This window comes from Aquimarina atlantica (assembly GCF_000626715.1).
Classification (GTDB): Bacteria; Bacteroidota; Bacteroidia; order Flavobacteriales; family Flavobacteriaceae; genus Aquimarina; species Aquimarina atlantica.
In genome coordinates this window covers 358,653-375,866 of record NZ_AQRA01000007.1, presented here as the reverse complement: position 1 = coordinate 375,866, position 17,214 = coordinate 358,653, and the positions used below count along the sequence as shown (strand labels likewise).

General features: G+C 32.9%; 15 protein-coding genes. 5 read left to right on the top strand and 10 right to left on the bottom strand.

The window, feature by feature from the left end; translation table 11 throughout:
* The first annotated feature begins 12 nt into the window (after positions 1–12).
* Positions 13–768, top strand: a complete 756-nt coding sequence (locus tag ATO12_RS17715; protein ID WP_034244320.1) for a DJ-1/PfpI family protein — start codon at positions 13–15, stop codon at positions 766–768.
* A 300-nt stretch (positions 769–1,068) separates the two neighbouring features.
* Here the strand turns inward: ATO12_RS17715 and ATO12_RS17710 are convergent, their stop codons facing one another.
* The 3 genes from ATO12_RS17710 to ATO12_RS17700 all read right to left on the bottom strand — a co-directional run bounded on the left by ATO12_RS17710 (position 1,069) and on the right by ATO12_RS17700 (position 3,937).
* Positions 1,069–2,490, bottom strand: coding sequence for a hypothetical protein (locus ATO12_RS17710; protein WP_131248855.1), 1,422 nt, complete (start codon positions 2,488–2,490; stop codon positions 1,069–1,071).
* Positions 2,491–2,545: 55 nt separating this feature from the next.
* On the bottom strand, positions 2,546–3,079 hold the full coding sequence (locus ATO12_RS17705) for a sigma-70 family RNA polymerase sigma factor (protein WP_034244315.1): 534 nt from the start codon (positions 3,077–3,079) through the stop codon (positions 2,546–2,548).
* Between the two features lie 393 nt (positions 3,080–3,472).
* A complete protein-coding gene (locus ATO12_RS17700) occupies positions 3,473–3,937 on the bottom strand; it encodes an Lrp/AsnC family transcriptional regulator (RefSeq protein WP_034244313.1) in 465 nt (154 codons plus the stop codon).
* A 251-nt stretch (positions 3,938–4,188) separates the two neighbouring features.
* Between ATO12_RS17700 and ATO12_RS17695 the strand changes: the two genes are divergently transcribed.
* Complete coding sequence (locus ATO12_RS17695; RefSeq protein WP_034244311.1) at positions 4,189–4,572, top strand: hypothetical protein; 384 nt, start codon at positions 4,189–4,191, stop codon at positions 4,570–4,572.
* Between the two features lie 42 nt (positions 4,573–4,614).
* Here the strand turns inward: ATO12_RS17695 and ATO12_RS17690 are convergent, their stop codons facing one another.
* From ATO12_RS17690 to ATO12_RS17680, 3 genes are all read right to left on the bottom strand, one after another.
* Complete coding sequence (locus ATO12_RS17690; protein WP_034244549.1) at positions 4,615–6,162, bottom strand: alanine/glycine:cation symporter family protein; 1,548 nt, start codon at positions 6,160–6,162, stop codon at positions 4,615–4,617.
* Between the two features lie 93 nt (positions 6,163–6,255).
* Positions 6,256–7,374 (bottom strand): helix-turn-helix transcriptional regulator, encoded by a 1,119-nt coding sequence (locus ATO12_RS17685; protein ID WP_034244308.1) that lies wholly within the window; start codon positions 7,372–7,374, stop codon positions 6,256–6,258.
* Between the two features lie 197 nt (positions 7,375–7,571).
* A complete protein-coding gene (locus tag ATO12_RS17680; protein ID WP_034244305.1) occupies positions 7,572–11,006 on the bottom strand; it encodes a methylmalonyl-CoA mutase family protein in 3,435 nt (1,144 codons plus the stop codon).
* A 283-nt stretch (positions 11,007–11,289) separates the two neighbouring features.
* Here ATO12_RS17680 and purU point away from each other — a divergent pair, with 283 nt between their 5' ends.
* Positions 11,290–12,144: a formyltetrahydrofolate deformylase gene (gene purU / locus ATO12_RS17675; RefSeq protein WP_034244302.1), complete on the top strand. Its 855-nt coding sequence runs from the start codon at positions 11,290–11,292 to the stop codon at positions 12,142–12,144.
* Between the two features lie 68 nt (positions 12,145–12,212).
* Here purU and ATO12_RS17670 read toward each other — a convergent pair whose 3' ends face one another.
* Both ATO12_RS17670 and ATO12_RS17665 read right to left on the bottom strand, forming a co-directional pair.
* Positions 12,213–12,827 carry an ankyrin repeat domain-containing protein gene (locus ATO12_RS17670; protein ID WP_034244299.1) on the bottom strand — a complete coding sequence of 205 codons (615 nt, stop codon included), beginning with the start codon at positions 12,825–12,827 and terminating at the stop codon, positions 12,213–12,215.
* A 223-nt stretch (positions 12,828–13,050) separates the two neighbouring features.
* Positions 13,051–14,007 carry an MBL fold metallo-hydrolase gene (locus ATO12_RS17665; RefSeq protein ID WP_034244296.1) on the bottom strand — a complete coding sequence of 319 codons (957 nt, stop codon included), beginning with the start codon at positions 14,005–14,007 and terminating at the stop codon, positions 13,051–13,053.
* A gap of 128 nt (positions 14,008–14,135) precedes the next feature.
* Here ATO12_RS17665 and ATO12_RS17660 point away from each other — a divergent pair, with 128 nt between their 5' ends.
* Both ATO12_RS17660 and ATO12_RS25715 read left to right on the top strand, forming a co-directional pair.
* Positions 14,136–14,849 (top strand): DUF4197 domain-containing protein, encoded by a 714-nt coding sequence (locus ATO12_RS17660; RefSeq protein ID WP_034244293.1) that lies wholly within the window; start codon positions 14,136–14,138, stop codon positions 14,847–14,849.
* 142 nt (positions 14,850–14,991) lie between these two features.
* Positions 14,992–15,168 carry a Lacal_2735 family protein gene (locus ATO12_RS25715; RefSeq protein ID WP_117590071.1) on the top strand — a complete coding sequence of 59 codons (177 nt, stop codon included), beginning with the start codon at positions 14,992–14,994 and terminating at the stop codon, positions 15,166–15,168.
* Between the two features lie 118 nt (positions 15,169–15,286).
* Here the strand turns inward: ATO12_RS25715 and ATO12_RS17655 are convergent, their stop codons facing one another.
* Positions 15,287–16,072 (bottom strand): ABC transporter substrate-binding protein, encoded by a 786-nt coding sequence (locus ATO12_RS17655; RefSeq protein ID WP_034244289.1) that lies wholly within the window; start codon positions 16,070–16,072, stop codon positions 15,287–15,289.
* A gap of 312 nt (positions 16,073–16,384) precedes the next feature.
* The gene (gene pyrF, locus ATO12_RS17650) at positions 16,385–17,200 is read right to left on the bottom strand and encodes an orotidine-5'-phosphate decarboxylase (protein WP_034244286.1); all 816 of its coding nucleotides are present in this window, start codon (positions 17,198–17,200) and stop codon (positions 16,385–16,387) included.
* Positions 17,201–17,214 lie beyond the last annotated feature (14 nt).

Sequence of the window (17,214 nt, the reverse complement as noted above, 5' to 3'; positions counted from 1 at the left end):
AAACTCATAGCAATGAAAAATTTCTTTTTTACCTTTTGTATTATATTAATTTGTAGTTGTACTCAAGTTCAGCAAGAGAAACAACCTAACACTGTGAAAACAGAAACAATAGAAGAAAAAAAGAGCTTTCCTATACTAGAACCTAATCGATATAATGTTGCCTTTCTTGTTATGGATGGAACCTATAATACCGAATTTACTGCTCCTTTTGATATTTTTCAACACACTCAATATCGTAAAAACATAAAACAAATGAATGTTTTTACTGTTGCAAATACAGATCACCCAATAACTACATTTGAAGGCGTAAAAATTATACCAGATTATAATTATGTAAAAGATTCTTTGCCTCAAATAGATATTTTGGTAGTCCCTAGTGCCGAGCACCATTTAGATACTGATTTGGATGATAAAGCGATGATTGATTTTGTAAAACAAGTTGATAAAAGTGCCTTATTTATGACCTCGCATTGTGATGGAGCATTTGTTCTTGCCAAAGCCGGGGTTCTTGATAATGCAGTTTCTACTACTTTTCCTAGTGATATAGATCAAATGCGTAGTACCTTTCCTAATCTGGATATTAGAAAAGAAGTCCTATTTGTACACGACAAAAAGTATATAACTTCTGCCGGAGGTGCCAAAAGTTTTGAAGCCGCATTATATTTATGCGAACACTTATATGGTGCAGAAATTGCAAGATCACTGGCAAAAGGATTAGTGATTGATTGGAACCTGGAAAAGGTACCTCATTTGGTAATTAACAAATAAAAATAATGAAAGCGACCTTGTTCAGATCGCTTTCAGTATTTAGGGAAAATTACGTACTCTCTTTAGCTTCAAGATTCGGGGTCTTTAGACTAATGTCCTCACACTTAATTTATCCCTTGATGTATTCCAAACTAATATTTTAAATCCGTATCGTCACACAGTTTAAAATGTTAATTCTGGATGACACATCAAGTATTTTTTACTATTGTAAATATAATGTAAAAAAACCATAAACACCAAAAAAATGACGACAAAAAACACATAAATTCGATGAAATACACAAAATTTTATGATTTCAATTTATTTTGAAAAGAAGTATTTAGAATTTCCGAGGTATTTTTTTATTAATTTATTATACTTTTCAGACATCTTCAAAGCCAATGTACCTTCTATAGTGTATAATGCATTTAGATCTTTATATCCATTCTTCAGCATTTGCTCTAAATAGAATAAAGCGGTTTCATTATCCTGATCCCGGGCACTTAATGAAATCACTTTTCGATACGATTCAAAATCTTTTTTATCGACTAATGTGCTTAATATATTAAGGAATAAATTTTCCTCCAGATTTTCTTCTTCTTTAAGAAGTTGGTCTTTATAACTATCAACCAGGTATTTCATATATCCTTTCATTCTATAGGCCATATGACGGGCAAGTTTTTCTTTTCCTAAAATCAAAGTATCTAATTCTGACATTTGATACTTCCACCATCCCAAATTTTCAAATTCTTTTACTTCGATATCTTCTTCTATAGAAAATAAATATGTCTCTCTAAGAAAATTTTCTTTGTTCAGGTATTTTGTTTCTAGTCGTTTCTGTTGCTTATATTCTTTGGTTTTTCTAATTTCTTTCTGTTTTTCTTTTAAGTCATCGGTATTAAAAAAGGTGCCATATTTGAGTCGCATACGCTTTACTTCATCAAACGCTTTTAAAAACTTATCATGATTCAGATACAATTCTACTCGTTTCATTTCTTTCTGAAATAAATCCCGAACCCAAATAGAATCTTTTGGCATCCTTCCTTTATTCATAGCCTGTAATGTAAAATCAGAAAGTGCTTTTTTAATCTGTTTATTGGGCAGTGATACAGCATCTTTTTCATATACATAGACATCGGCAGGAACCGCTCTGCTTTTTAAGTACTTTTTAATATTGAAAAAATCCTGGTACTTATGATTACCAATACTTACAATACCTCGATAAGAAAAGCTTTTTTTGATCCTTATCCTCGAATCGTAGAAATATGTATCCTCTATTGCGATTACGCCAAACACTTCAGTAGGATATAAAGTAGCTAACAAACATGCTAGTTTTGCATCTTCTTGCACTCCTGCAATATAGACTCTTCCTTTTTGAATCGGAAAAAGAGAAAAAATATGGTTCATAAAATCGGATACATATTCTACCTTTTTTTGTGCTTCTTGCTTTTCTAGAAAACTACTAACCGCAACAATATACCCTTGTTCTTCGGCTGCTTCTCTATACAAGTGTGTGGTTTTCCCTGTGTTTCCCGAACTATCAAACCCTAGCAATAAGGGCCAACTTTTATTTAAATCAAAAGATTTGGGTAAATAAATACTAAAATGATTACCTGTTGAAGGAATAATCAAAGAATCTATAACAGCACCTTTTCTGAGTGTAAGTGTATTTTGCCCATAACTTATTAAGCCTAGGCTAAGTATAATAAAAAAGAGGTGCTTTTTGAGAAACAATATTGACACAACGCAATGAATTTATAACTAAATAACACAAAAAATATACCACTTAATAGTGTTTTTATCTACATATTTTGCAATTTTCTTTCTCTTTAGTCTCTCCAACTAATTTTCCTTTATCATCAAGTTTATAGTTACAACAATCCATATACCCTTGTATGATCATTTTTCGAGCACGTTGTATTTGTGATTTAACAGTCGATAACGGGATTCCTAATTGCTCGGCAATTTGTTTTTGTTTAACCCCTTTTACATCAGAAAGAAGTAATGGTTTTCGGTATTTTTCTGGTAATCTGTTTATTAACCCGGGGAGACAATCTTTTTCAGAATGATCAGTAGTCTCTTCATATATTTGTTCTTTTACAAAACCTATAGTCTGTTTATTTTCTTTTAAATAATCATATACTGTATTTCTTGCAATGGTGAACAACCAGGATTTGATTTTAGAATGATCTCTAAGTTTATTTTTATTACTGTGCACTTTTATAAAAGTCTCTTGTATTAAATCATCTACAGTTTGATCATTTGTTACTTTACTTTTTATAAACAATCTAATGTCTTCATGATAGATTTTCCAAAGATTCGAAGTTTCCATAAATCAAAACAGAAATACCCCTATTTCTACTAAAAAAATAGAAATAGGGAAGTTATTGTTAACAGCTACATTCACTACATTCGCATCCTATGCTGGAGCAATTAGAACATTGTCCTTCTATGCAACTAGAACATGTACAGATACATTCTTTATTTTTCATAACGTTATGTTTTAATTATGATTATATACCTATAGGACTGGAACAGATACAAAAAGATGCATAATTGCTTCATAAATTTAATAAAATCTGGTTTAGCATCATAAAAAAACGTCTGAATGCATTCAGACGTTTTTCATCTTTTCCCTGTACTCTCTTTAGTTCCCCAAACTAATGTCCTCACACAAGATAAAGATTGTTCTTTATATACATATAATCAAATCTCATGCCATAAATTAGACATCTAGTTCTCCAAATTCGATATGTCCCGTAATTGGATTATTCTCTATAAGATTAGATAATATAATATGTGTTTTGACTTCTCCATAAGTGATCAACCTATCTATAAATTCTTGCAAATGTATTTGATCTCTTAACACTACTTCCATAATTATATTTTCGTTACCTGTGATTCGATAACAATTCATAACTTCCTTAAATTCTGATACCTTTATCAAAAACGGCTTTAATCTACCCATAAATGCTCGTAGTGTAATTATTGCTTTTAATTGATATCCTGTTTTGGTATATGAAACATCGGCAATATACCCTTTTAAAATCCCATAATCTTCCATCTTTTTGATCCTTTCGGCAACTGCAGGAGAACTCAAACCAACTTTTCGTCCTATTTCTGTATTAGACAGTCTTGCATTTTGTTGTAAGCACTTTAAAATATCCCAGTTTATAGCATCTATTTTCATTACAGTATTTTTCAATTTTTTTAGTGATTATATAGTATATACACAAGCCCTCTTTTTCTATCCATATCTAAGCTTTTATACTATACATCACATATATCTACATCTTCTAATTATTATTTCGGGTACAAGAATTTCACTTTTAAGCAAAAAGCAATAAAAGTCCTTAATTACTAATGTAAATTAACCATTTAACTTTAAATAATAAAGAAAAAATTTTAAAAATAACATTATTTTTGATGTAACAAATTGATATGAGATTACAGCCCCGAAATAAAAGGTTATACAAGAAGGCTCTCGAGATATTTACACTCTCTAGAAGTATTTCAAATTATCTTGTTCATGATTTAGCTCCATTACAAAATAATGGGAGTGAGCATCCTCATATTTATTTTACAGGTGACATCATAAGACAATCAGATGCACTGGCTCCCAAAATAATTAAAGCCGAAAATCAAATCTTTCAGGATGAGCGTATAAGACATGCTAATTCTCTGATACATATTACCAATAGGCTTTATAAAAACTGTGAACGTCTTGAACAATCCGAAAGTAATGGAAAAGAATTCTTAATTCTATTACGTAAAGAGCTTAGAAAATTTAAACATCTGCAACGTTCCTGGATGATGAGTTTATAAAGTTTTCTCTTTATCGATTTTGCCTTTTTTCATTGTATAATATTACCTAACTCTTCTGGCAATACTATCTTTGTAACGTTTTAATTCATCTTTCACTTTAGGGCTTAATAAAAATAAACCTATCATATTAGGTACCATCATCGCAAAAATCATGGCATCACTAAAATCTGTAACTGCATTTAGTGTAGCTGCAGCGCCTATTACTGTAAAGCAACAAAAAATAGATTTATACAGGTATTCTGTACGTTTGCTTCTTCCAAAAAGATAACTCCAGGCCTGGTATCCATAATATGACCATGAAATCATAGAAGAGAAAGCAAAAAGTAATACTGCAATTGTAAGAAGGTACGGAAACCATGAAACGCCACTTTCTAATGCAGAGGCCGTAAGAAGGACTCCTTGTTCAAAATCAATTTCGGTACTTGTATCTACCTGCCCCGTTATGATCAGGACCAAGGCAGTCATTGTACACACAACTACGGTATCGATAAAAGGTTCGAGCAATGCCACTAGTCCTTCGCTTGCAGGGAAACGTGTTTTTACCGCACTATGCGCTATTGAAGCACTACCAACTCCTGCTTCATTACTAAAAGCTCCTCGTCTAAACCCCTGAACTAATACTCCTACAAAACCTCCCATCACTCCTTCAGGATGAAAAGCACCTTCCCAAATTGCATTAAATGCGGCAGGAATAGCAGAACTATATAGTACCAAAACTGTTAAGACTGCTGTAATGTAAATCAACACCATAAAGGGTACGATCTTATCGGTTACACTAGCTATTTTTTTGATTCCACCAATAATGACAACACCCACTAATATTGCCATGATAACTCCAAACACCCAACCTTGTCCATGTAACATTGAATTATCCGAAATTATCACATGATCAAACAATTTAAATGCCTGATTTACCTGAAACATATTACCACCACCAAATGATCCTCCTATACACATAATAGCAAAAATTACAGATAACACCTTACCAAACTTGGTATAGCCTTTTTCTCCTAATCCTTTGGTTAAATAATACATAGGGCCTCCAAAAATTTTCCCGTCACTATCTACCTCCCTGTATTTAACTCCCAATGTGCATTCTACAAATTTTGAAGACATCCCTAACACCCCAATAATAATCATCCAGAGTGTTGCTCCTGCACCACCAATAGACAAGGCAATTGCGACACCTGCAATATTACCCAGCCCTACTGTAGCCGAAACAGCTGTAGTTAATGCCTGAAAATGACTAACTTCTCCGTTTACATTAGTATCCTTATTTCTTTCTTTTACCGAAATGTTTTCAGAAGAGAATTCATCTGCCTCTTCCTGATCTAAACTCTCTAGAACATCATACTTTCCTCGAACTACTTGTATTGCGGTATAAAAACTTCTTACATTAATGAATTTAAAATATAACGTAAAATATCCAGCACCTAATAGCAATACTACAACTACCCAGGGAATTCCTACGGTTTCTGTTATAGGAATTTCGGCTAGAATTGCATCGACAAACCAACTGGTAGCGTCACCAAAAACACGATTGATATTTTCATCTAAATTTTGTTCAGAAATAATACAAGGAAATAACATACTTAAATTTTTAAAGCAAATTGCTCTAAAAACTGAAACCATAAAAGGTTAAGTAGTATTCAAAATTTACGACCAGAATGGTTAAGCATACGGTTACGTATCATCTTTTAGCGAAGTATACTGAAGAAAACTATTAGCTTTTGCAAAAGCGATTAATTGCTCTTTACCTCCCGCCCCACTTATGTTAAGCATCTTTTTTATTTGATGAATATGGGTCTGAAATCCATCTGTGCTAATGTGCATTTCCTGCGCAATTTCGGTATATGATTTATAGTTTCCATAATATGCCAGGTACCCTAAAACTTCTTTTTGTCTATCAGAAAGTTCTATTTTCGAAGTTGCCTTTATCGTTTTTAGGTTAGTTTTTAATGTCTTGATCGTATCTAAATGGCTTTCATTTGCTATTTGTAATTGTTCGTTTTCTTTTTCGAGTTTTGCTTTTTGAATTTCCAGTTTTTGAGCCAGGCTTTGTTGCTGTTCTTTTTCTGAAAGAAATTTCCAGCTATATAAAAGAATAGAAAACAAAAGGATAAAAAGAAATTTGAACGAAATAGCAGTAATACTACCCAATACTCCCCAAAATTGCTGGTCGATAAATTGCAATACTCTATCCTGCGGTATCATACGATGAGAAACAGCAATTACAATGAGTACAAATAGTGCAAAAGTAGGTAAATACATAAACCTCATCTGCCTGCCTACAAAAGCTTTATTAAGTTCATATAGCAACGAAATAGCTACTAAAATGGAAATAGGGATATCGATTAACCAAATAAAATTATTACTAATCTCGGGATTGCCATAGGAAGATGCGATAAAAACAAAGGTGATCATTCCTAAAACACCGCAAAAGAGTCCGATAAATTCTCGAACACTAAAACGTTGTACCAATCGCACTACAATACCTGGTTTTTGAGGGTGTTCTATTGATGGAAGGGATAATAAAATAAACAACGAGTTTGCCAAAGAAACCAATACACCAAAATAAATTAGGATTTTATTAGTCGAAGACCATCGTAATCCTTCGACCATGATTAAGTTAACCAAGGCTCCCAAACCCCAAACAAATATTGCCAATCCAAACCATTTAATCCCATGAATAGCTTTTTTATCGGCTCCACGAAGTTTTTCTTTGCTAAAAATACGCTGAATCACTATTGCCGAAATAAGGCACACAATTGCAGTTACTGTATATTCTATGGTACTAAACACAGATTAGATATTTACTTGTGCTTAAAGATATTGAAATTTTGATCATTATTAATCTTTTATAAATAAACCCAAAACAATATGAAGTTTTAAATTGATTTAACTTGATACTATAAAGAAGCAAACCTCACAAGTCTTGAAGGTTTGTGAGGTTTTGTTACATGTATTTTATATTATGTTTTGCTTATAAAGGCAAAGTTTTACATATTTCGTCTATACTGCCCTCCTACTTCAAATAATGCTGATGTAATCTGGCCTAAAGAGCATTTTTTACACACCTCCATCAAAGCTTCAAAAATATTCTGGTTATTGATGGCTTTTTGTTGTAGATTTTTTAGTAGTTCTGTCGTAGAATCAGCATTTCCTTTATGCAATTCGTTTAACATTTTGATTTGATATTGCTTCTCCTCTTCTGTTGCACGAATTACTTCTCCTGGTGTTACCGTTGGTGATCCTTTAGAACTTAAAAATGTATTCACGCCAATAATCGGAAACTTTCCATTATGTTTCAATGTTTCATAATACAAACTTTCTTCTTGTATTTTACTACGTTGGTACATCGTTTCCATTGCCCCAAGCACTCCTCCTCGTTCTGTAATCCTATCAAACTCTACCAGTACTGCTTCTTCAACAAGATCTGTTAGTTCTTCTATAATAAAAGATCCTTGAATCGGGTTCTCGTTTTTAGCAAGCCCCAGTTCTTTATTAATAATCAATTGTATTGCCATTGCCCTACGTACAGATTCTTCTGTTGGTGTAGTAATTGCTTCATCATAAGCATTGGTATGCAATGAATTACAATTGTCATAGATCGCATATAACGCCTGAAGTGTTGTACGAATATCATTAAAATCAATTTCCTGAGCATGTAATGATCTACCCGAGGTCTGAATATGATATTTCAACATCTGGGCTCTAGAATTTGCTCCGTACTTATTTTTTAAAGCTTTTGCCCATATTTTACGTGCTACACGGCCAATAACTGCGTATTCTGGATCAATACCATTAGAGAAAAAGAAGGATAAGTTAGGGCCAAATTTATTAATATCCATTCCACGACTTAAGTAATACTCTACATAAGTAAAACCATTTGCCAATGTTAATGCTAATTGTGTAATCGGGTTTGCTCCTGCTTCTGCTATATGATATCCAGAAATGGATACCGAATAGAAGTTACGTACTTGTTGATCAATAAAATATTCTTGCACATCTCCCATTAAACGCAATGCAAATTCTGTAGAGAAAATACAGGTATTTTGTGCCTGGTCTTCTTTAAGTATATCTGCTTGTACCGTACCACGAACAGTGTTTAGAGTCGTAGCTTTAATTTCATTATATACATCTGCGGGTAGGACCTGATCTCCTGTAACACCAAGAAGCATTAACCCTAATCCATCGTTACCTTCGGGAAGTTCACCTTGATATTCTGGGCGTTCTACGCCTTTTTTTGCATATATCTTTTTGATTTTTGATGCTACTTCGTTCTCAAGATTATTTTCTTTAATATATTTCTCACAGTTCTGATCGATTGCTGCATTCATAAAGAAACCTAACAGCATTGGAGCAGGACCATTAATGGTCATACTCACCGAAGTCATGGCATGTGTTAAATCAAATCCAGAGTATAGTTTCTTTGCATCGTCAAGACAGCAAATCGACACTCCTGCATTACCAATTTTACCATAGATATCGGGTCTCTGATCTGGATCGTTTCCATATAGTGTTACCGAATCAAAGGCCGTAGAAAGTCGTTTGGCAGGCATTCCTAAACTTACATAGTGAAAACGTCGATTGGTACGTTCTGGACCTCCTTCTCCGGCAAACATACGGGTCGGATCTTCTCCGGTACGCTTAAAAGGATATAATCCCGAAGCATAAGGAAACTCACCTGGTACATTTTCTTGCAAGCACCACTTTAAGATATCTCCCCAGGCTTCATATTTTGGTAGAGCCACTTTAGGAATCTGACTATGCGATAAAGATTCTGTATGGGTTTCTATTTTAATTTCTTTATCTCTTACCTTAAAAGAATAAATAGGGTCCTTATATTTTTTGACTTTAGCAGCCCATCCTGTAATAATTTCCCAATTATAAGGATCAAGATTAAGTTTTACTCTATCAAATTCTGCCAAAAGTAATTTCAGAAATGAGGCATTATCTTCATTTTTCACATCCTGAAGGCTTTCTTCATCAATACCATTCTTAGATAACGTAAGAGCGTTACTATTAGTAACGCTACAAATTGTTTTATAAATCCCGTATAATTTTTGCGCAACTTCTACTTGGGTATTTGCAGTTTTATCATACGCTCTGTTATTTTCAGAAATTTCTGATAGATATCGGGTTCGGCTTGGTGGAATAACAAATATCTTTTCTGACATTTCTTTAGAAATATGAAAATCAGATTTCAATTCTGCTTCTGTTTTCTCTACAATTTTATCCATAATTGCTTTGTAGAGCGTATTCATTCCCGGGTCATTAAACTGCGACGCAATAGTACCGAATACCGGTAATTCATCCTGTGGAATATCCCACAATTGATGATTACGCATATATTGTTTTTTTACATCCCGCAATGCATCCAAAGAACCTCTTTTATCAAACTTATTGATAGCCACCAAGTCTGCAAAATCCAGCATATCTATTTTCTCTAATTGCGTTGCAGCACCAAACTCTGGTGTCATTACATATAGTGAGGTATCACTATGTTCTAAGATTTCGGTATCAGACTGACCGATTCCCGAGGTTTCGAGAATGATAAGATCAAACTCTGCAGCCTTAAGCACTTCTATAGCTTCTGCTACATACTTAGACAATGCCAAATTAGATTGTCGTGTAGCCAGAGAACGCATGTATACTCTTGGAGAATTAATAGCATTCATTCTAATTCTATCTCCTAACAGCGCTCCTCCTGTTTTACGTTTAGAAGGATCTACAGAAATTAATCCGATCGTTTTTTTAGGGAAATCAATCAAAAATCGACGAACTAACTCATCTACTAATGATGATTTACCGGCACCACCTGTACCAGTAATCCCAAGAACAGGTGTTTTAGATGTTTTATTTTTTATATGAATTTGCTCTAAAGTATCCTTAGCTACTTCAGGAAAATTTTCTGCAGCAGAAATAACTCGGGCAATAGAACCAATTTCTTTTTCTGCCAGATGCTCTACTTCTCCATTAAGGCGATCTCCTATAGGAAAATCTGATCTCTCTACCAGGTCATTGATCATCCCTTGCAACCCTAATTCTCTTCCATCATCAGGAGAATATATACGAGTAATCCCATAATCCATCAGTTCTTTGATCTCTTCGGGAAGAATTACTCCACCACCGCCACCAAATATTTTAATATGAGTTGCTCCTTTTTCTTTTAGCAAATCATACATGTATTTAAAATATTCGTTATGCCCTCCTTGATAAGAAGTCATCGCGATAGCATTTGCATCTTCTTGTATGGCACAATTCACAACCTCTTCTACACTGCGATCGTGACCTAAGTGAATGACTTCTACTCCTGTAGACTGGATAATACGTCGCATAATATTAATAGCGGCATCATGCCCATCAAATAATGAAGCTGCGGTAACTATTCTTACTTTATTCTTGGGTGTATAGGGTGTTTTTTGTTCCATTGATAATAAAAAGTGGTTTTATTGCTGCCAATTTACGAAATATGCACCAAAAAGGATTATTTTTTTAGAATTATATAATTTATTTAACCTATCTAATGCTTTCATTATTTATAGTTCAAATTTAATATTAATTATGTTAGTTTTCTAAAAATCACACATTGATCATGGCAATACAGTTTAAATCCATAAGGAAATAAGGGTAATTCATAAAACTTAAGAAAAAACAATTTCTAAAATCAGTTCAATAATAGTAAGTTTATGTCTTGAGAAAACACAAGTCATAATGAAAAAAACAACCCTATTAATCAATTGCCCCGACAGAAAAGGAATTATTGCAACCGTCACCAATTTCATTCTGGCCAAAAAAGGGAATACTATTTATATAGAACAACATGTAGATCGTGAACTAAAGGAATTCTTTATGAGATTAGAATGTGAATTTGATGAAGATGAAGAAAAACTAGCACTATTTAAAGAATCCTTTACTACACATGTTGCAGAAAATTATAATATGCATTGGGAAATGTACAATGCCGAAAAAAAGCCTCGAATGGCTCTTTTTGTTTCTAAATATAATCATTGCCTTTATGATATTTTGGGAAGATATGCCTCTGGAGAATTAAAAGTACATATCCCCATTATTATAAGTAACCATGAAGATCTTAAGCCTATTGCTGATGCTTTTGATATCCCGTTTAAATACATCCCAGTAACAACAGATACCAAAAGACAGGCTGAAACACAACAAATTGAACTTCTTAAAGAATATAAAATTGATTTTATAGTTCTGGCGAGATATATGCAAATCATTTCTTCTGATTTTATAGATCAATTCCCTTATAAAATCATAAACATACACCGTTCTTTTTTACCTGCTTTTCCTGGAACAAAACCATATCATTCTGCTTACGAAAGAGGTGTAAAAATCATTGGTGCAACAAGTCATTATGTAACTTCTGATCCAGAAGGCGGGCCTATTATCGAGCAAGAGATTGCACGCGTATCTCACATTCATAATGCAGATGATTTTATGCTTAAAGGCCGAGATCTCGAAAAAATTGTATTATCGCGAGCCATTAAACATCATCTCGAAAGAAAATTACTAGTGTATAATAATAAAACTGTAGTTTTTTCTTAAAATGGAAGCGTTATAAAAATATGCTTCTGTTTTAAAAGTACAGAACATTATAATCAGAATACTGGTTTTTATAAATATTTACGCAGCTTTAACCATTTTACCATTTTGGGATTGATTTTATGCCTTGGTAATTTTCTAAGCGGTTTGATCTTTGCACTGTTCTGTATAAGAAGAGTAACCATCTCTGTATGATTATGTAATACAGCGATGCATAGTGGTGTTTTTGTATATGACCCGGTGTGAATTCCATGCTCAATAGACACCTTATATGCTAATAATATTTTTGCAGCTTCCAGAGCATTTTCTTCTGCCGCTATCATCAAAGGTGTTTTATAAAAGTGATTTGGGATATTAGGATCTGCCCCATGATTTAATAAAAATTCTACAATAGTTGCATTATTTTCTCTTATCGAAGATATAAGAGGTGTCTCACCTAAACCAAATACAACTGTGTTCTGAAAATTGATATCTGCCCCGGCATCAAGAAGTACATGTATTAGTTTAATATTATTCTTAATAACTGCCATATTTAACGCAGAAAAACCTAATTCGGAAGTCGTATTTACATCGGCCCCTATTTGAAGTAAGTGCTTTACTAACAGAATATCTTCTTGATTACAAGCCTCTATCAAAGATATTGTTTCTTGCTTTTTTGTATCACTGGGGGTATTAGGTAATTTCATGTCGTTTTCCTAAAGCATCTGTAGCTTTTTACTTATTTTGAATTAGTTATAAAGGTAAGTCAATACATAAAAGTATTATCCCCTGTTTTCAGTGATTTTATATTTCAACTTTTAACCTTAGTACTTATGGCCTTCTAATATTTAGAAAGAAATAACATCTCAGGTAATAACGCTTTAATAATACAAAAAAAGTAATTCTTTATTATAACAATGAAGTCATGTTTTATAAAGGAAAAACATCCCCGGTATTTGCAAAATGATACCCTTGTTTTTCGAGAGCAGTTCTTCCTTCATACTTTTTTTGAAGTACGGGATTCGAATGGTTAAAATGAATAAATATTATTTTCGATTTCACTTCTTTAGGTTCATTTTCAAATAAAACAATGGTTTCTTCGATAAAAGGATGTGGTACTTCGGACATTGGTCTTGGGATTTCTCCGTTTTTAAAAAAAGTGGCGTCAATAAATGCATAATCCACTTGTTTAACCTGATCAACAATATTTCTCTCCCATAGAGACCACTTATTAATATCCGGGATGAATAATGCTTTTTTAGTATTTCCTATAATTTTATATCCTACTGTTTCAGAATATTCATCTCTATGAGGCACCAAAAAAGGAATGACTTGTATCGCTTTTGTTAAGGTTAGTGTAGAATCTGCTTGTATAGGTTTAATAGCTATATTCTGCAAAGAGACTAATTGCGACCATGGGCCGTTAGTTTCTAAAAAAGATTGCATTCTTGGCATTGCATACACAGGTATTTTATTTGCTCCCATAGCTTCTCTTCCAAAATGCATCAATCCTGTATAGTGCCCTATATGAGCATGTGTTAAAAATACTCCATCGATAATAGCATCATTTTTTAGATGTTCATTATCTAAGAGCGCCAATTGTTCTGGCATATCTGGCGTTGCCTCGAACATAAATTTTTTATGGGTTTTCTTATCAATAACTCCCAATGCAGTAACCAATTCTTTATCTGCCAGACCTTTTTGAACCGCTATATATTCGTCTGTATTATTAATATGAGGAAATCCCCCATCCTGCGCAATTCCTAATACAGTTATGTATTGATCAAATTCGTTTTGTAGAACAGATTGGCTTTTTATCGATACTTTTTCATTTTTACATGAAATAATTAGAGTAGATAGTATTAAAAAAATTAAATTTGGTTTCATCTGGCTACATTTATTAATTTTTAAAGGTCGGGTAAAATTCGCAATAAGTAATTATGATTAAATTTCAAATTATCTTACCAGCGTATTTAAAATAGTTATAATCACAATCTCAAATCTAATAAGAAATCATGAAACAAATTTTTAGTATACTCGCCATCTTATTATTATCAAGCTGTGCAGAGTTACAGCAAGTTGTAAATAACCTACCGCAAACTACGGGAGGATTTGGAATCACTAATATTGATATTGCTAACGGGCTTAGAGAGGCATTAGATAATGGTATTGATAAGCAGGTTACAAAACTTACTCAAAAAGATGGTTTTTACAGGAATCAACTTGTTAAGATTCTTCTTCCGCAAGAATTACAAAAAGTAGATAAAACATTAAGAGATATTGGATTAGGCAAACTTGCAGACGAAGGGTTAAAAGCAATTAATCGTGCTGCAGAAGATGCTGTAAAAGAAGCAACACCTATATTCATAGGTGCGGTAAAACAAATAACGTTTAATGACGCTAAACAAATACTGCTGGGAAACAACAAGGCAGCTACTCAATACCTTGAGAGTAAAACTCGTAGTCAACTATATCAAAAGTTTAATCCTGTAATCAATAAATCATTTTCTAAAGTTGGTGCAGACAAAATTTGGTCTAATATCATTACAAAATATAATGCAATACCCCTTACAAATAATGTTAACCCGGATCTCACTGATTACGTAACGGGTGAAGCTCTTAAAGGAGTGTATGCAATGATTGCTGTAGAAGAGCAAGAAATCCGAACTAAGCTTAGCTCCAGAACAACAGACTTATTACGACGAGTATTTGCATTGCAGGATCGATAAAACCTTAAGCAAGTCTCTTAATTATTGATTAAGAGACTTGTCTTATATTATTTATCACAATTTTAGACTACCTTAACTGATTCTTAAGAAACCTCCTTTTTATTATCCAGTATCTTTGCACTATTAATGTAAGAGAATAAAAATGTTTGCCTGGTTAAAGAACAAAACTGAATTGCAAAAACTACAGCACACCTACTGTAAATTAATGAAGAGTGCATACAAATTAGCACTTACTGATCAAGAAAAAAGTGATCAACTTCATCAAAAAGCTGATAAAATTTTAATTCAAATAAAAGAAATTGAAGGGCAATCTTCCTGATGAATATTTGACACTCCTAAAACCGTTTAGTACTGTTTTTTAAAAATAAAGTATGGGCTAATTTCATACCAATACACTTCATGCATGGTATAGAAATAATTGTCATGTACAGAATTTTCTATACTTCATGAAGTGTTCTAAAATACGAAAAAGCTTCTGCAAGTCGAGATCCATACCATGAGAAATATTCTCCATCAACCAAAATAATCTTTGCAGTGGTTGTATTTTTCAATTCATCGATATGCTTTTCTGAAAATGGATATGGTTCTGAGGATAACATGATCAAGTCTAAATCTTGTATTGTGCTAAGTTCCTCTTTTGATACTTCGGGATAACGATCTTTATCGCCAAAGACATTTACAAAACCATTTACTTTTAGCAGATGATCTACAAATGTGTTTTTACCGGTTACCATCCAGGGATCTTTCCAGATAAAATAGGCAACTCGTTTTTGAGGTACCCCAGACACAAAATTGTCAAAAGAGTCTTTTTCTAATCTTATTTTAGATATCAGTGTAGTTGCTTCTACTTTTTTGTCAAAAATATCTCCATATTGCTTAATCATTTCCAGAGCTTCTGATATAGAAAAAATATCTGAAACATGTACAGGATATTCTTTTTCAAGATATTCTACTATTTCTTTTGTGTTTTCTTCCTTATTACAAAGAATAATATCAGGATTTAGCTTTTTAATTTTTTCATAATTGACTTTCTTAGTCCCTCCTACAATAGCTTTTTGACTTCTTATCGTTTTTGGGTGAACGCAAAATTTGGTAACCCCAACAATATCATCTGATACTCCTAACGAAACTAATAACTCGGTTTGCGAAGGCACCAAAGAAACAATACGCTTTGGAGGTCTTGGAAATTCAATTCTCCTACCCAATTGATCTGTATGTATCATATCGTTGGTCGTGTTACGTTTTATGAATTCTTAAAAATTATAAAAAAATCATAAATACTTAATAATTAGATACTTAAAAATAGGATTTTAGAAATTATCTTCTTATCTTAGAAGATATTAATATTAAAATTTTGGGGCTATGAGTTCAATATTACTAAATGTTATCATTTATGGTATAATGGCATTTTTCGTTATTTTTATTGCATACGGGCTTTATGGTTATGCAAAACATGTTTTTAACGCCAATAGACGTTAATTCTATCCTTTTGGAAAGGAACAAGGGTATGCACTATTCTTGTTCCTTTTTTATTTTTATGATTTCAGGATATTTTCCATTTGTTTTTGAAGTTCAAGCGCTTTTTCTGCTGCGGCTTTAGCATAATCTGCTCCATCTGAAGCATATATAATGCCTCTAGAAGAGTTGATTAACAGTCCTACCTGATCATTCAATCCGTATCTGCAGACTTCTTGTAAATTTCCGCCTTGTGCGCCTACACCAGGAACCAAAAGAAAACTATCTGGTATTATTTTTCTAATTTCTCCGATAAACTCGGCTTTGGTTGCACCAACCACGTACATTAAATTTTTAGAATTTTTATAAGATTTAGAAACTTCTAATACCTGTTTGTACAATTCTTTTCCCTCTACATTTTTTGTCTGAAAATCAAAAGCGCCCTGATTAGATGTCAATGCCAGTAAAATTGTGTGTTTATTTTCGAAAGCTAAAAAAGGTTCTACAGAATCTTTACCCATATAAGGAGCAACAGTTACAGAATCAAACTCCAGGTCTTCAAAAAAAGCTTTGGCATACATTGTACTTGTATTACCAATATCTCCTCGTTTGGCATCTGCAATTGTAAAAACCTCGGGATAATTTGCATTTAGATAGGTAATTGTTTTTTCGAGAGATTTCCACCCTTTAATGCCGTATGCTTCATAAAAAGCAGTATTAGGTTTATAGGCTACCGCAAGGTGATGCGTAGCATCTATAATGGCTTTATTAAACTCAAAAATAGGATCTTCTTTATCTAATAAATGTTTAGGGATTTTATTTAAATCCACATCTAATCCTATACATAAAAACGATTGTTTTTCATGTATTTGAGCAACCAGTTCCTGAGTTGTCATATTAATTGTATTGA

What these genes read in the sequence shown, in the direction of transcription:
- ATO12_RS17655 (WP_034244289.1), bottom strand. Translation starts at nt 16,072, where the DNA reads ATGATACATACAGATCAATTGGGTAGGAGAATTGAATTTCCAAGACCT.
- ATO12_RS17670 (WP_034244299.1), bottom strand. Translation starts at nt 12,827, where the DNA reads ATGAAATTACCTAATACCCCCAGTGATACAAAAAAGCAAGAAACAATA.
- ATO12_RS17695 (WP_034244311.1), top strand. Translation starts at nt 4,189, where the DNA reads ATGAGATTACAGCCCCGAAATAAAAGGTTATACAAGAAGGCTCTCGAG.
- ATO12_RS17715 (WP_034244320.1), top strand. Translation starts at nt 13, where the DNA reads ATGAAAAATTTCTTTTTTACCTTTTGTATTATATTAATTTGTAGTTGT.
- purU (WP_034244302.1), top strand. Translation starts at nt 11,290, where the DNA reads ATGAAAAAAACAACCCTATTAATCAATTGCCCCGACAGAAAAGGAATT.
- ATO12_RS17680 (WP_034244305.1), bottom strand. Translation starts at nt 11,006, where the DNA reads ATGGAACAAAAAACACCCTATACACCCAAGAATAAAGTAAGAATAGTT.
- ATO12_RS17690 (WP_034244549.1), bottom strand. Translation starts at nt 6,162, where the DNA reads ATGTTATTTCCTTGTATTATTTCTGAACAAAATTTAGATGAAAATATC.
- pyrF (WP_034244286.1), bottom strand. Translation starts at nt 17,200, where the DNA reads ATGACAACTCAGGAACTGGTTGCTCAAATACATGAAAAACAATCGTTT.
- ATO12_RS17705 (WP_034244315.1), bottom strand. Translation starts at nt 3,079, where the DNA reads ATGGAAACTTCGAATCTTTGGAAAATCTATCATGAAGACATTAGATTG.
- ATO12_RS17665 (WP_034244296.1), bottom strand. Translation starts at nt 14,007, where the DNA reads ATGAAACCAAATTTAATTTTTTTAATACTATCTACTCTAATTATTTCA.
- ATO12_RS17660 (WP_034244293.1), top strand. Translation starts at nt 14,136, where the DNA reads ATGAAACAAATTTTTAGTATACTCGCCATCTTATTATTATCAAGCTGT.
- ATO12_RS25715 (WP_117590071.1), top strand. Translation starts at nt 14,992, where the DNA reads ATGTTTGCCTGGTTAAAGAACAAAACTGAATTGCAAAAACTACAGCAC.
- ATO12_RS17700 (WP_034244313.1), bottom strand. Translation starts at nt 3,937, where the DNA reads ATGAAAATAGATGCTATAAACTGGGATATTTTAAAGTGCTTACAACAA.